The following is a 14,440-nucleotide window of genomic DNA, read 5'->3' as shown; positions in this document are numbered from 1 at the left end:
CCGCGGCCCCGCTGTCAGTCCCGGACCCGGTCCCGGCCGGTCTCGTGCATCCGGGAGGCCAGCGGCACCGCCGCCCGTTCCAGGTCCTGGGCGGCCCGCTGGATCCGCTCCGACGCCGTGCCGACCTGGCGGGCCAGCCGGCGCACCTCGATGAAGACACGGACGGCGAGCACGCCCAGTACGGCGATCCCGAGGAAGCCGAGGGCGATGGCGATCATGGGCCAGAGCATGGGGCGAGCCTATCGGTCAGCCCGAGTGCAGCCGCAGCGTGCGCACCCCGCCGCCGGTCAGCAGCTCGACGATCCGCTCGCCGGCCGGCCGGCGCACCGCACGCCGGCAGTCCGGGCAGGTGAAGGAGTAGAAGGTGGTGCGGCGGCTGCCGCCGATGGCCAGCCGGAACGCGTCCGAGGCCAGCTCGAAGCGGCCCCGGCAGTCCGGGCAGGCCGCCTTGAACAGCACCGGAGCGGTCACGTCCGCCGGGACGGCGGTCGCCGTCCCGGTCGCCATGGTGGTCGTCATCCCTCGCTGCCTCCTCCTACTGGCCACGGCCCTCTCCCTACGGCGTCCCGCGCGGTGGCCGGGCCGCCGCTCACTCGCCGTACGCCGCGAGCGCCTGCTCGGCGGCGCGCCGGGCACTGTCCGCCAGCGCCTGCGGCGCCACGATCCGGCCGTCCCGGCCCAGCCGCAGCGCCAGCCGCCGCAGCGAGGCCGGGTCGGGGGTGCGCAGGGTGATGCGCAGCCCGCCGTCGGGCAGTTCCTCGGCGCTGTCGTGCGGGTAGTACTCGGCGACCCAGCGGCCGCCCGGCCCGACCTCGATGGACACCTCGGGGTCCTCGGCGGCCGGCTGCACCAGGCCCTCGGACAGGTCGCGCAGCTCGACCGGGGGCGGGTCGGCGGGTGCGTCCAGCAGCTTGATCTCGGCGACCCGGTCGAGCCGGAAGGTGCGCCGGGCCTCCGAGAGCCGGCACCAGGCCTCCATGTAGGTGTGGCCGACGGCGAACAGCCGGATCGGGTCCACCTCGCGCTCGGTCAGCTCGTCGCGGGCCGGGGAGTAGTAGCGCAGCCACAGCCGGCGCCGTTCGGCGATCGCCCGGTCGACGTCGGCGAACACCCCGCCCTCGGACTCGAAGGTCACCGAGAGCCGGGAGCTGGCGCCGGCCGCCTCACCGGCCGCCGCCTCCAGCTTGGCGGTGGCCCGCAGCAGCGCCTGCCGGTCGCCCTCCCGCAGCCCCGGGAGGGTGGCGACCGCGCGGGCCGCGACCAGCAGGGCGGTGGCCTCGTCGGCGGCCAGCCGCAGCGGTTCGGCGACGTCGTCGGGGTTGTGCCACCAGATCCGGTCGCCGTCGGTGTCGATGTCCAGCAGGTCGCCGCCGCGGAAGCTCGTGCCGCACATGGGCAGCACGTCGAGGTCGGCGATCAGCTCGTCCTCGGTGATGCCGAAGGCGCGCGCGACGTCGCCGACGCGGGCGCCGGGGCGCTCGCGCAGGTACGTCACCAGCGACAGCATCCGGCGGGTCTGGTCGATCGCGTTCGTGGCCATGAGTGCAGCTCCCCGTCCCTCTCAGCCCTTGGCCACGGCGCGCAGCCGGTCGATGACGTCGGCGCGCAGTTCCGCGGGTTCCAGTACGACCACGTCAGGCCCGAACTCCACCAGCCAGGCGTCGAGTCCGTGGCCGTTGGGGATCTCCAGCTCGTCCCAGCCGTCGCCCAGGTCCCGGACGCTCAGCGCACGGGCCCGCAGCGGATAGCCGTGCTCGGCGCGGAGCTTGATCCGGGCGGTGCCGGTGGCGGTCTCGCCGGCCCAGCTCTCGACGGTCTCGCGGACGGTGACGTGGTCGGGCACCGGCGCGGTGAACTTCCCTTGCCGGGAACGGACCTTGCCGGTGATCCGGGAGAGCCGGAAGACCCGCTCGGCCTTGCGCTCGCGGTCCCAGCCGGCGACGTACCAGTGGCCGCGCCAGCACTCCAGGATCCACGGCTCGACCTGGCGCTGCTCGGGGCGGGCGGCGTTGGACTTGCGGTAGTCGAAGACGACCGGGCGGCGGTCGCGGCAGGCCAGCATCAGCGGTTCGAAGGCGGCCTCGTGGGTGGGGATGCGGGGTTCGAGCGCGCTGTGCGGCTGCCCGGCGTCGTAGTCCTCGCCGTCCCCGGCCAGCGGCATCCCGGCCGCCCGCAGCTTCTGCAGCGCACCGCTGGCGGCGCCGGCCAGCCGGGCCTGCTGCCAGACCTTGGCGGCCAGCCCGAGGGCGGCGGCCTCCTCGGCGTCCAGGGTGATCGGGGGCAGCCGGTTGCTGTCGCGGCGGGCGAGGTAGCCGACCTCGCCGTCGATGCCCTCGACGGTCTCGATGACCAGGCCCAGCTCGCGCAGGTCGTCCTTGTCCCGCTCGAACATCCGGTTGAAGGCCTCGTCGCCGCTCGGGGTGCCGATACCGGCCCCGAAGGCCTCGCGGTAGGCCTCGATGGACGAGCGGAGCTCGCGCTTGGTCAGCGGGCGTCGCGTCCCCAACAGGCACAGCGCCAGATTCATCAGCCGCTCGGCCTTGGCAATCGCCATCGACGCCCTTTCTCGTTGAACTCCCGATCGTTGACCGTACCGCTCGGGGTGGTCAAGGTAAAAGCCGAGGGCCCACGGCCGAGGGCCCGTGCCATCAGGTGGCACGGGCCCTCGGGTACGTCGGCGGCCGTCCCGTCCGGGAGCGGCGGCGGTGTCAGACCGAGACCAGGTCGCAGACGAAGATCAGGGTCTCGTTGGGGGCGATCCGGCCGCCCCCGGCGCCGCGCTCGCCGTACGCGAGATGCGGCGGGATGGTCAGCCGGCGGCGGCCGCCGACCTTCATGCCCTGGACGCCCTGGTCCCAGCCGGCGATGACCTGGCCGGCGCCGAGCTGGAACTGCAGCGGCTTGCCGCGGTTCCAGCTGGCGTCGAACTCCTCGCCGGTGCTGAAGGACACGCCGACGTAGTGGACGGAGACGGTGTCCCCGGCCTTGGCGACCGGCCCGTCGCCCTCCGTCAGGTCCACGATCTCGAGCTCGGTGGGAGCCGGGCCCTCAGGAAAGTCGATCTCGGGCTTGTCGATGCTCACTGATGTGCTCCTACTTGCGAATCTTTACGATTACCGGGCCAGTCTGGCAGATCTTGGCGTCGCCGCTGGTCAGACGGTGCCGACGATGTCCACCGAGAAGACCAGGGTGTTCTTGGCCAGCTCGTGCTGCGGGCTCGCGCCGTAGCCCAGCTTCGGCGGGATGACGATCTCCACCCGGTCACCGACGTGCTTGCCGACCAGCGCCTTGTCCCAGCCCTGGACGACCTGCCCGGTGCCGATCTGGAACGCGGTCGCACCACCGTGGTCCCAGGAGGAGTCGAACTTCTTGCCGTCCTCCCACTTCACACCGGTGTACTGCGCGATCAGCCCGTCGCCGGCCTTCACCTCGGGACCCTTGCCCTTGATCAGCACCTGCTGCTCCAGGCCCTTGGGCGCCTTCTCCCCCTTGGGGATGGTGATCTTCGCGGCCTTCTCGTCCGCCGCGGTCACCTCCGGCATCCCGCTCTCGGGGTCGGCCTGCTTGCCCTCGGCCTTCGCCTTCTTGTCGACCTTCTTCGCGCCGACCACGTCGACGACCCACACCAGGCCGTCCCCCGGCTTGATCCCGGACTGCGGGTTCAGGCCCGCGCCGATCAGCGCCTTGGCGGTGCCCTCGACCTCGAACCGGCTGCCGACCTTCTGCCCGGCGACCGCCGACATCACCTTCGGCGGCAGCATCTGCTGCGTCATCTGGTCGGTGACCTCGCTGACGACCTGGGTGCGCGGCGCGCCCGGCTTGGCGCCGGGCTGCGGCGTCCAGCTGCTGCCGAGGTTCTGGCCCTTCATGGTCTGCGCCGCGAAGTCCAGGCGGACCAGGTCACCCTTCTTGACGGTCGCGCCCTTCCCCTGGACAAGGGTCTTGGTGACGGCCGTGTCGGACGGCTTGGCGCCCTTCGGCACCGTGATCTTGGGCTGCGCCCCCGGCTTGCCCGTGACCTTCACGACGGCTTCGCCCGACGAGCCCTTGCCGTCGTCGGACCCGCAGGCGGCGGTGATCAGCAGGAGGGGCACGGTCAGCGCGGCGATGGCGGCGCGACGGGTGTGCTTCGGGAACGAGCGGGGGTGCGGGGTCCGTGCCCCGGAGAGATTCAGCATCATTCCAACTCGGGCTCGTGGGGTGGTGGGCAATGCCCGCCACTCTACGACCTGATCCCGTGGACCTTTCCCGGCACAACACAGCAATGTGCCGGGAGCGCTCGGCTCCCGGCACATCTCCGCATTCCCCGCGGGTCACATCCCGGCGATCAGCTTCTCCACCCGGTCGTCCACCGAACGGAACGGGTCCTTGCACAGGACCGTACGCTGCGCCTGGTCATTGAGCTTGAGGTGCACCCAGTCGACGGTGAAATCCCGGCGCTGTTCCTGGGCCCGGCGGATGAAGTCACCGCGCAGCCGGGCCCGAGTCGTCTGCGGGGGCACCGACTTGCCCTCGAAGATCTTCAAGTCATTGCAGATCCGCGCGGCTTGCCCCTTCCGCTCCAGGAGGTAGTAAAGCCCCCGGCGGCGGTGAATGTCGTGATACGCGAGGTCTATCTGCGCCACTCGTGGGTGGGACATCGTGATGTTGTTCTTCGTGCGGTACCGCTCGATCAGCTGATGCTTCATCACCCAGTCGATCTCGGTGGAGATGCGGTCCAGTTCCTGGTCGCGGATCGCTTCCAGGGTGCGGCCCCACAGTTCCAGTACGCGCTCCACGAGACCGGTGCGGATTCCGCGGCGGTCGCAGAAATCCACCGCCTTTTCGTAGTACTCCTGCTGGACTTCGAGCGCCGAGGCCTCCCGCCCGCTGGCCAGCCGCACCTTGCGCTGTCCGGTGGTGTCGTGGCTGACCTCGCGGATCGCGCGGATCGGATTCTCCAGCGTCAGATCGCGCATGACCGTGCCCGCCTCGATCATCCGCAGGACGAGGTCCGTGGCGCCCACCTTGAGCATCATCGTCGTCTCGGACATGTTCGAGTCGCCGACGATGACGTGCAGCCGGCGGTAGCGCTCGGCGTCGGCATGCGGTTCGTCACGGGTGTTGATGATCGGGCGGGAGCGGGTGGTCGCCGAGGAGACGCCCTCCCAGATGTGCTCCGCGCGCTGGCTGACGCAGTAGACGGCACCCCGCGGCGTCTGCAGGACCTTGCCCGCGCCGCACAGCAGCTGGCGGGTGACCAGGAACGGAATGAGGATGTCCGCGAGCCGGGAGAACTCGCCGTGGCGGGCGACGAGGTAATTCTCGTGGCAGCCGTAGGAGTTTCCCGCCGAATCGGTGTTGTTCTTGAACAGATAGACGTCGCCCGCGATTCCCTCCTCATGCAGGCGGCGCTCGGCGTCGACGAGCAGGCCTTCGAGAATGCGCTCACCGGCCTTGTCGTGAGTGACCAGCTCGGTCACGTTGTCGCACTCGGGAGTTGCGTATTCCGGGTGCGAGCCCACGTCCAAGTACAGGCGGGCGCCGTTCCGCAGGAAGACATTGCTGCTGCGGCCCCATGACACGACACGGCGGAAGAGGTACCGCGCCACTTCGTCAGGCGACAGTCGGCGCTGTCCCCTGAACGTGCACGTGACGCCGTACTCGTTCTCCAGCCCGAAAATGCGGCGGTCCATGACTGAACATTACGCCTGATGGCCTGCTCTGAAACCGGGTTCGGCGGCCCCGTTTCGATCATTTTCCGCCGGGGCCGCACCCGCCGTACGCCGCTCGGGCTCCCCGAGAAATCGCTTCGTCGACAAAAGGACGAGCAGCGCGGCGAGTCCGCCCGCCCCGGCCACCGCGAAGCCGGCCCGCGCGCCACCGCCCTCCACGGCCGGGCCCGCCACCGACGCGCCCACCGCCGAACCCACCCCGAACGTCGTCACCAGCCACGAAAACGCCTCCGTGACCGTGCCCTTGGGCGCATGCCGGTCCACCACCACGAACGCACAGGCCAGCGCCGGCGCCAGGAACACCCCGGCGACACCGGTCAGTGCGGTCATCCCGGCCACGCCGGGGACCAGGACCAGCGGCAGATACCCCAGCGCCAGCAGGCCGATCAGCAGCCGCAGCCGGTTCTCCGGGTGCCCCGGCCAGTCCCGCGCCCCGTAGACCAGCCCGCCGGCCAGCGCCCCGGCGCCCAGCGCGGAGAGCAGATAGCTGGAGACCATCCCGCCGCCGTGCTCGTCCGCGTACGCCACCGCCGCGACCGCGATCGACCCCAGCGCCAGGCCCACGAAGAAGAACGCCCCGATCAGCACCAGCATCCCGGCCGATCGCAGGGCGCCCAGCCAGTGCGCCTCGCGGGGCCCGCTGCGCCACTGCCGGGACGGCGCCGAGACGACGACCGAGAGCGCGCCGAGCACCCCCATCGCATTGATGACCAGCAGTGCGGCCCCCGCCGACCACGCCGCCACGCACAGCGTCACCAGCAACGGACCCACCGCGAACATGACTTCCTGCGCCACCGCGTCCAGCGCGTAGGCGGCGTGCACCCGGTCCGCGCGCTGGAGGACGCCCGGCCACAGCGCCCGCAGGCCGCCCTCCAGAGGGGGCGTGAAGAAACCGGCGATCACCATGGCCGCGTAGGCGAGCCACAGCACGTCCAGGCCGACGGCCGCCAGCAGCGCCATGCCGAGGGCGGAGAGCACCGACGCGGGCAGCATCACCCGCGGCTGCCCGTAGACGTCCACGGCCCGGCCGAGCAGCGGCTGGCCGATCGCGTTGCACACGCCGTAGACCGCCGAGAGCGCGCCGGCCAGGGCGTAGCTGCCGCCCTCGGCCCGTGCGAACAGCACCACCGCCAGCGCGGCGGTGGCGTTCGGCAGCCGGCCGATCAGCGTCCCGGCCAGCAGCCGGGCCGCATGCCGGGTCCTCAGCAGCTCCGCATACCCCGCGGCCATTCCCGCCCCTTCCTGTCCGGTCCGGCCCGGACAGCCGTGTTACGTATAACTTCCACCGTCATACGTACCATGGCGGCAACCCGCGGTCCACCCCGCAGCGGCCCGAGTGAGGAGCGAAGCACCCCGTGACCAGCCAGAAGGCCACGACCCCCGGCCGGCGCCCGGCCGCCGCCCGCACCACCAGCCGCGATGTGGCCCGGGCCGCCGGCGTCTCCCAGGCCGCCGTCTCGCTCGTCCTCGGTGACAAATGGCGCGGCCGGGTCTCCCCGGGAAGGCCGAGGCGGTCCGCGCGGCCGCCCGCGAACTGGGCTACCGCCCCAACCTCGCCGCCCGCAGCCTCCGCATGGGCCGCACCCGCACCGTGCTCCTCGTCGTCCCCGCCCTCACCACCGAATTCTTCGCCCGGGTCTACACCGGGGCCGCCCGGATCGCCGCCGACCACGGCTTCGGCGTCGTCCTCTACCCCTCCCCCGAGGGCATCGGCCCCGCCCGCGACCCCTTCGACTCCGCGGCCGCCACCCTCGACGGAGTGATCGCCTCCTCCATGGCCGCCGAGGCCCTCACCGCCCTGCGCGCCGCCGACCTCCCCCTGGTGATGCTCGACAGCGACCCCGACGACGCGCGCGCGACCGCCACCGTCAACCTCGACATCGCCGCCGGCGCACGGCAGTTGACCGGCCATCTGACCGCACTCGGGCACCGCCGCATCACCCACCTCGCCGCCGACGTCCGCTCCTGGACCTTCGAGGTACGCGCCCGGGCCGTCACCGAGGCCCTCGACGCGGTCCCCGGCACACTGCTGCGCCGACAGCCCGCCGCCCTCGGCGTCGACGCCGGCCTGCGGGCCGCACACGCCGCGCTGACCGGCCCCGGCCCCCGCCCCACCGCCCTGCTCTGCGACGACGACATCATCGCCGCCGGCGCCTGCAAGGCCGTCCGCCGCCTCGGCCTGCGCGTCCCCGAGGACGTCTCGGTGACCGGCTTCGACGACCTCGCCCTCGCGGTCGCCGTGGAACCCGAGCTGACCACCGTACGACTGCCCGCCGAGGAGTTCGGCGAGGCCGGGATGCGCGCCCTGATGGCCGTGCTCGACGGCCGCCCCACGCAGGAACCCACGCTGCCGGTCGAACTGGTCCCCCGCGGCTCCACCGCCCCGCCGCCGGCCGACGCCGGAAACGCGGCGCGCCCCGGCGGGGAGTGACCCAACCGGGGCGCGCACACCGGGCAGCCGCCCGGAAACCGTCCTTACAGCAGCGGTTCGCCGTCCGGACCGTCCTTGCCCTTGACGTTCTTGACGTCCTTGACGTCCTTGTCCGTGGCGCCGCCGCCCTTGGTGCCCTTGCCGCCGGCGCCCTCCGCGGTGGCCCCGGACTCCCCGGCACCGGCGTCCGCCTCCGCCGCCGGCTCCTCGGCACCCTCCGGCCCGCCCTCCTCCAGGAGGCGGGACAACTGGCGGCCCAGGATCCGCTTGAACTTGCGCTGCTGCGGCCGCGTACGGTCCAGCGTCGCCACCTCCAGCTGCTCCGCGGTCAGCCGGCGCTCGCCGCCGTTGTTGTCCCGCGACAGGGACTCCACGGCCAGCTTCAGCGCCTCCGACAGCGTCATGCCGTCGCGGTGCCGCTGGTCCAGATAGCTGCTGATCTGGTCCGCGTTGCCGCCGACCGCCACCGAGCCGTGCTCGTCGACGATCGAGCCGTCGTGCGGCAGCCGGTAGATCTGGTCCTCCTCGGGGGCACTGCCCACCTCGGCGACGATCAGCTCGACCTCGTACGGCTTCTCGGCGGCGCTGGAGAAAATCGTGCCGAGCGTCTGGGCATAGACATTGGCGAGGCCGCGCGCGGTCACGTCCTCGCGGTCGTAGGTGTAACCCCGCAGATCGGCATAGCGCACGCCGCCGATCCGCAGATTCTCGAACTCGTTGTATTTCCCGACCGCCGCAAAGGCGATCCGGTCATAGATCTCGCTGACCTTGTGCAGGGCCCGGGAGGGATTCTCGGCGACGAAAACCACGCCGTCGGTGTACTGCAGCACCACGACGCTGCGGCCGCGCGCAATGCCCTTGCGGGCGTATTCGGCGCGGTCGGCCATGGCCTGCTGGGGTGAGACATAGAACGGCGTCGACACCGGCTATCCGTCCCTTCCTGTCAAAAGCTCTCTCAGTGGCGGCATTGCGGAACGTCCGTCCCGTCAGAGCAGCGCGGCCCGCGGGCCGTCGGGCTGGTCGAGGCGGCGCTCGTGAATGGCACGGGCGATGTCCGCGACCTCCCCGTCGGCCAGCTTCCGGAAGCCCTCGTCGGTGATCACCGTGACGATCGGGTAGATCCGTCGCGCCATGTCGGGCCCACCGGTCGCCGAGTCGTCGTCCGCCGCGTCGTACAGGGCCTGGACGACCGCGGTGGCGGCCTGACTCTCCGTGAAGTCCTCCTGGAAGAGCTTCTTGAGCGCGCTGCGCGCGAAGACCGAGCCGGAGCCGGTCGCGGCGAAGCCCTGCTCCTCGGAGCGACCGCCGGTGACGTCGTACGAGAAGATCCGGCCCTTCTCGCGGTCGAGGTCGTAACCGGCGAAGAGCGGCACCACGGCCAGCCCCTGCATCGCCATGCCGAGATTGCTGCGGATCATCGTCGAGAGGCGGTTCGCCTTGCCCTCCAGGGAGAGTTGGGCGCCTTCGACCTTTTCGAAGTGCTCCAGCTCCAGCTGGAACAGCTTGACCATTTCGACGGCGAGACCGGCGGTGCCGGCGATACCGACCGCGCTGTATTCGTCGGCCGGGAATACCTTCTCGATATCACGCTGCGCAATGACATTGCCCATCGTCGCCCGCCGGTCGCCGGCCAGCACCACTCCCCCGGGGAACGTCGCCGCCACGATCGTCGTGCCGTGCGGCGCCTCGATGGCCCCCTGCACCGGCGGCAACGGGCGGTTGCCCGGCAGCAGATCGGGTGCGTGCGCACCGAGAAAGTCCATGAACGACGAGGATCCAGGCGTCAGGAAGGCAGCTGGTAGACGCCCGGTGCTTCGAGTATTGGCTTCCACACGTTTCCTTCCGGATATGCGATGGCCCTGCGGAGTGCGCCCGGGTCATCCCTCAACTTGCCGAGTGCCGAGTTGCAGTTGATGCACGGTACGTCCCGGACCTTACCCGCCTGGTGGGCGTGATCCACATGCTGATCGTTCTGCCGCGGTCCGGGACCGGGGCGAAGCGTGCGCGCGGTACGGCCGTGCCGCACCGCGCGCAGCGCTTCGCACGCTGTTCATCCGTCGCTCACCCACCCCACCACCTTCGATGCGAAGGCTAAGGTGGTCTACTCTCCGCCCTTTTGCACGAAGGAACGCACGAAGTCCTCAGCATTCTCTTCAAGGACGTCGTCGATCTCGTCCAGGACGGAGTCCACGTCGTCGCTCAGCTTCTCCTGCCGTTCCTTGAGGTCCTCGGAGACCTGCGCGTCCTGCGCCTGCTCCTCGACCTCCTCGGTGGAACGGGTGGCCTTGGCCTGTCCGCCGCCGCTGTCCTTGGTCGCCATATCCCTCACCCCGCTCGGTTTGCCCCGCTCGATGTGACCTTCAAGATCCGACCCTACAAGCAGGGTCCGACATCGGCCCTGCTGTTGCTGCAACGCCCGGTGGTCACCTCGATGATTCCCGTACCGCGACGATTTCAGCCGTGAATCGGCCGGCGATCGCCGCGGATTCTGTCGTGCACCTGCCGTTCCTCAGCGGCCGGACAGCGTCCTCACCAGCTCCTCCGCGGTCCGGCAGCGGTCGAGCAGCTCCTTGACGTGCTTACGGGTGCCACGCAGCGGCTCCAGGGTGGGGACCCGTTGCAGGGAGTCGCGGCCGGGGAGGTCGAAGATGACCGAATCCCACGAGGCGGCCGCGACGTCGTCGGCGTACTGGTCCAGGCAGCGGCCCCGGAAGTAGGCCCTGGTGTCCTCCGGCGGCTTCTGCTGGGCCCGCTGGACCTCGGGCTCGTCCAGGAGGCGCTTCATCTTGCCGCGGGCCGCCAGACGGTTGTACAGGCCCTTCTCGGGCCGCACGTCGGCGTACTGCAGGTCGATGAGGTGCAGCCGGGCGGCGTCCCAGTCCAGGCCGTCGCGGCGGCGGTAGCCCTCCATGAGCTCCCGCTTGGCCACCCAGTCCAGCTCGCCCGAGAGGCTCATGGGGTCGTTCTCCAGCCGGCCCAGCACGTCCTCCCACCTGGTCAGGACGTCCTTGGTCTGCTCGTCCGCGTCCGCTCCGTAACGGTCCTCCACGTATTTGCGGGCCAGCTCGAAGTACTCCATCTGGAGCTGGACGGCGGTGAGCGTGCGGCCGCTGCGGAGGGTGATCAGGCGCTGCAGTGTGGGGTCGTGCGAGACCTGGTGGAGGGTGCGGACGGGCTGCTCGACGGCCAGGTCGACGGCGATGAAGCCGTCCTCGATCATGGACAGGACGAGCGAGGTGGTGCCCAGCTTGAGGTACGTCGAGATCTCGGAGAGGTTCGCGTCGCCGATGATCACGTGCAGCCGGCGGTACTTCTCGGCGTCGGCGTGCGGCTCGTCGCGGGTGTTGATGATGGGTCGCTTGAGGGTCGTCTCCAGGCCGACCTCCACCTCGAAGTAGTCGGCGCGCTGGCTGAGCTGGAAGCCGTGCTCGTGGCCGTCCTGGCCGATACCGACCCGTCCGGCGCCGGTGACGACCTGGCGGGAGACGAAGAACGGGGTCAGGTGGCGCACGATGTCCGAGAACGGGGTCTCCCGTTTCATCAGGTAGTTCTCGTGCGTGCCGTAGGAGGCGCCCTTGTTGTCGGTGTTGTTCTTGTAGAGGTGGATGGGCTGGGCGCCGGGTACCTGGGCGGCCCGCTCGGCGGCCTCGGCCATGATCCGTTCGCCGGCCTTGTCCCACAGGACGGCGTCGCGGGGGTTGGTGACCTCGGGGGCACTGTATTCGGGGTGCGCGTGGTCGACGTAGAGCCTGGCACCGTTCGTGAGGATCACATTGGCCAGGCCGATGTCCTCGTCCGTGAGCTGGCTGGCGTCGGCGTTCTCACGTGCGAGGTCGAAGCCGCGGGCGTCCCGCAGCGGGTTCTCCTCCTCGAAATCCCAGCGGGCACGGCGTGCCCGGTGCATCGCGGCCGCGTAGGCGTTGACGACCTGGGATGAGGTGAGCATGGCATTGGCGTTCGGGTGGCCGGGGACGGAGATCCCGTACTCCGTCTCGATTCCCATTACTCGCCGTACGGTCATGCGGCCCTCCTTGCCCGGCGGCGCCCCCGGATGGGGTCGGCGCTCAAGTACCGCTGCGCTTCCGTTCCGCGTGCGTGCCCCACGCCCGCACAGCGTGACGCAGCGGTACCGAAGAGCCTAGAACGCCTTTGCGGCGCTGGGGAGATCATTACAGTCATTGCTCCAGTCCGGTTTTCCCTGGTCCATCGCTCTGAAATGGGGCGGCTGCGGCGTCCCCGGAAATGCGTCCGGCTGCGGACGCCCCGTGCAGGACATCCGCAGCCGGCGAGCGGTGTTACAGGTATTGGCCGGTATTCGCCACCGTGTCGATCGAGCGACCGGTGTCGGCGCCTTGTTTTCCGGTGACCAGAGTGCGGATGTATACGATCCGCTCGCCCTTCTTTCCGGAGATCCGGGCCCAGTCGTCCGGGTTCGTGGTGTTGGGCAGGTCCTCGTTCTCCTTGAACTCGTCCACGCAAGCCTGGAGGAGGTGGGAGACCCGCAGACCCTTCTGATTGTGTTCGAGGAAGGCCTTGATGGCCATCTTCTTTGCTCGTCCTACGATGTTTTCGATCATCGCACCGGAGTTGAAGTCCTTGAAGTAGAGGACTTCCTTGTCACCATTGGCATAGGTGACCTCCAGGAAGCGGTTTTCCTCGGATTCCGCGTACATCTGCTCGACGACCGACTGGATCATCCCGCTGACCGCGGCCTTGCGCGAGTCGCCGTGCTCGGCGAGGTCGTCGGAGTGCAGCGGGAGGTTTTCCGTGAGGTACTTCGAGAAGATGTCCTTGGCGGCTTCCGCGTCCGGGCGCTCGATCTTGATTTTCACGTCGAGACGGCCGGGCCGCAGAATCGCCGGGTCGATCATGTCCTCCCGGTTGGAGGCACCGATCACGATCACGTTCTCCAGGCCCTCGACACCGTCGATCTCCGAGAGCAGCTGGGGGACGATGGTGTTCTCCACGTCCGAGCTGACGCCGGAGCCGCGGGTGCGGAAGAGCGAGTCCATCTCGTCGAAGAAGACGATGACGGGCGTGCCCTCGCTCGCCTTCTCCCGGGCCCGCTGGAAGACCAGCCGGATGTGCCGCTCGGTCTCACCGACGTACTTGTTGAGCAGCTCGGGGCCCTTGATGTTGAGGAAGAAGCTCTTCCCCGCGGGCTGCCCGGTCACCTCGGCGACCTTCTTGGCAAGGGAGTTGGCGACCGCCTTGGCGATGAGCGTCTTGCCGCAGCCGGGCGGGCCGTAGAGCAAAACGCCCTTGGGCGGGCGGAGTTCGTGCTCCTTGAAGAGGTCGGGGTAGAGGTACGGAAGCTCGACCGCGTCCCGGATCAGCTCGATCTGGCCGCCCAGACCGCCGATCTTGGTGTAGTCGATGTCCGGGACCTCTTCGAGGACGAGTTCCTCGACCTCGCTCTTCGGGATGACTTCGTAGACGTAGCCGGAGCGCGGTTCGAGAAGCAGGGCGTCGCCGGGGCGGATGGTGGTGTCCAGCAGCGGCTCGGCGAGCCTCACCACCCGCTCCTCGTCGGTGTGCCCGATGACCAGGGCGCGCACGCCGTCCTCAAGGATCTCCTTGAGGGTGACGATGTCGCCGGCGCTCTCGAACTCCATGGCCTCGACCACATTGAGCGCTTCGTTGAGCATGACCTCTTGGCCGCGCCGGAGGTCCTCGGTCTCCACACTCGGGCTGACATTGACCCGGAGTTTTCTGCCTCCGGTGAAAATGTCGACCGTGCCGTCGTCGTTCGCCTGCAGGAAGACACCGAAACCGGCCGGCGGCTGTGCGAGCCGGTCGACCTCTTCCTTGAGGGCGACGATCTGGTCGCGGGCCTCGCGGAGCGTATTGGCGAGACGCTCGTTCTGCGCCGAGACGCCGGCCAGGTTGGTCTGCAGCTCGACGATCCGCTCTTCGAGAATCCTCGTGTGACGCGGAGAGTCGGCGAGCTTGCGTCGCAGGACGGCGATCTCCTGCTCGAGATAGGCAACCTGGCCGGCGGGATCTTCAGACCCCCGCCCCGGCCGGATGCCGCGGTTGATGTCGTCGTCGTGGGCTGCCACGGTCCTCACCTCCTCCAAGGAGCTGGACGCTTCCTGACCCTACCTGGGCCGGTGCAGGTTGAAACCCCTAGATCGAAAAGACTGTCGGGGTGTGTCCGATCTTCACCCTTGCGCACGTCCTCCCGCCAAGGGAATACCCACCCATCAACATCGGAAAGCGAGCGGTTGTATCGTCGAGTCGGTCAACACCCGTCAGGGCTGGCGCCACTTAGACAAAAACGGTTCACGTACGC

General features: G+C 69.8%; 14 protein-coding genes and 1 pseudogene. 1 reads left to right on the top strand and 14 read right to left on the bottom strand.

Annotated features, from left to right (window positions below; all coding sequences use genetic code 11):
• Nucleotides 1–14: 14 nt before the first annotated feature.
• From OJ254_RS20280 to OJ254_RS20245, 8 genes are all read right to left on the bottom strand, one after another.
• Nucleotides 15–230 (bottom strand): hypothetical protein, encoded by a 216-nt coding sequence (locus OJ254_RS20280; RefSeq protein ID WP_265363459.1) that lies wholly within the window; start codon nt 228–230, stop codon nt 15–17.
• Nucleotides 231–246: 16 nt separating this feature from the next.
• Nucleotides 247–519, bottom strand: a complete 273-nt coding sequence (locus OJ254_RS20275; RefSeq protein WP_265363458.1) for a hypothetical protein — start codon at nt 517–519, stop codon at nt 247–249.
• A gap of 70 nt (nt 520–589) precedes the next feature.
• Complete coding sequence (locus OJ254_RS20270; RefSeq protein WP_030801811.1) at nt 590–1,540, bottom strand: helix-turn-helix transcriptional regulator; 951 nt, start codon at nt 1,538–1,540, stop codon at nt 590–592.
• Nucleotides 1,541–1,561: 21 nt separating this feature from the next.
• The gene (locus OJ254_RS20265; RefSeq protein ID WP_265363457.1) at nt 1,562–2,554 is read right to left on the bottom strand and encodes a helix-turn-helix transcriptional regulator; all 993 of its coding nucleotides are present in this window, start codon (nt 2,552–2,554) and stop codon (nt 1,562–1,564) included.
• Nucleotides 2,555–2,708: 154 nt separating this feature from the next.
• Nucleotides 2,709–3,083: an FKBP-type peptidyl-prolyl cis-trans isomerase gene (locus tag OJ254_RS20260; protein WP_201809884.1), complete on the bottom strand. Its 375-nt coding sequence runs from the start codon at nt 3,081–3,083 to the stop codon at nt 2,709–2,711.
• 69 nt (nt 3,084–3,152) lie between these two features.
• Nucleotides 3,153–4,178 (bottom strand): FKBP-type peptidyl-prolyl cis-trans isomerase, encoded by a 1,026-nt coding sequence (locus OJ254_RS20255; protein ID WP_265365240.1) that lies wholly within the window; start codon nt 4,176–4,178, stop codon nt 3,153–3,155.
• Between the two features lie 135 nt (nt 4,179–4,313).
• The gene (gene pafA / locus OJ254_RS20250) at nt 4,314–5,675 is read right to left on the bottom strand and encodes a Pup--protein ligase (protein ID WP_030414300.1); all 1,362 of its coding nucleotides are present in this window, start codon (nt 5,673–5,675) and stop codon (nt 4,314–4,316) included.
• Nucleotides 5,676–5,684: 9 nt separating this feature from the next.
• Nucleotides 5,685–6,944 (bottom strand): MFS transporter, encoded by a 1,260-nt coding sequence (locus OJ254_RS20245; RefSeq protein ID WP_265363456.1) that lies wholly within the window; start codon nt 6,942–6,944, stop codon nt 5,685–5,687.
• Between the two features lie 125 nt (nt 6,945–7,069).
• Here OJ254_RS20245 and OJ254_RS20240 point away from each other — a divergent pair.
• A pseudogene (locus OJ254_RS20240) lies at nt 7,070–8,145 on the top strand (LacI family DNA-binding transcriptional regulator).
• A 44-nt stretch (nt 8,146–8,189) separates the two neighbouring features.
• Here OJ254_RS20240 and prcA read toward each other — a convergent pair.
• The 6 genes from prcA to arc form a co-directional block, all read right to left on the bottom strand.
• Nucleotides 8,190–9,068 carry a proteasome subunit alpha gene (gene prcA / locus OJ254_RS20235; RefSeq protein ID WP_265363455.1) on the bottom strand — a complete coding sequence of 293 codons (879 nt, stop codon included), beginning with the start codon at nt 9,066–9,068 and terminating at the stop codon, nt 8,190–8,192.
• A 63-nt stretch (nt 9,069–9,131) separates the two neighbouring features.
• Nucleotides 9,132–9,977, bottom strand: coding sequence for a proteasome subunit beta (gene prcB, locus OJ254_RS20230; RefSeq protein WP_265363454.1), 846 nt, complete (start codon nt 9,975–9,977; stop codon nt 9,132–9,134).
• Nucleotides 9,929–10,171 carry an endonuclease domain-containing protein gene (locus OJ254_RS20225; RefSeq protein WP_423835929.1) on the bottom strand — a complete coding sequence of 81 codons (243 nt, stop codon included), beginning with the start codon at nt 10,169–10,171 and terminating at the stop codon, nt 9,929–9,931. Before OJ254_RS20225 ends, prcB begins: the two co-directional genes overlap by 49 nt.
• Nucleotides 10,172–10,246: 75 nt before the next feature.
• Nucleotides 10,247–10,465 carry a ubiquitin-like protein Pup gene (locus OJ254_RS20220; protein ID WP_030414306.1) on the bottom strand — a complete coding sequence of 73 codons (219 nt, stop codon included), beginning with the start codon at nt 10,463–10,465 and terminating at the stop codon, nt 10,247–10,249.
• Between the two features lie 189 nt (nt 10,466–10,654).
• A complete protein-coding gene (gene dop / locus OJ254_RS20215) occupies nt 10,655–12,166 on the bottom strand; it encodes a depupylase/deamidase Dop (RefSeq protein ID WP_341483633.1) in 1,512 nt (503 codons plus the stop codon).
• 274 nt (nt 12,167–12,440) lie between these two features.
• A complete protein-coding gene (gene arc / locus OJ254_RS20210) occupies nt 12,441–14,207 on the bottom strand; it encodes a proteasome ATPase (RefSeq protein ID WP_265363452.1) in 1,767 nt (588 codons plus the stop codon).
• Nucleotides 14,208–14,440 lie beyond the last annotated feature (233 nt).

The sequence above is a fragment of the Streptomyces endophytica genome (assembly GCF_026153355.1).
GTDB lineage: Bacteria > Actinomycetota > Actinomycetes > Streptomycetales > Streptomycetaceae > Streptomyces > Streptomyces endophytica.
This window is presented reverse-complemented; position numbering and strand designations above follow the sequence as displayed.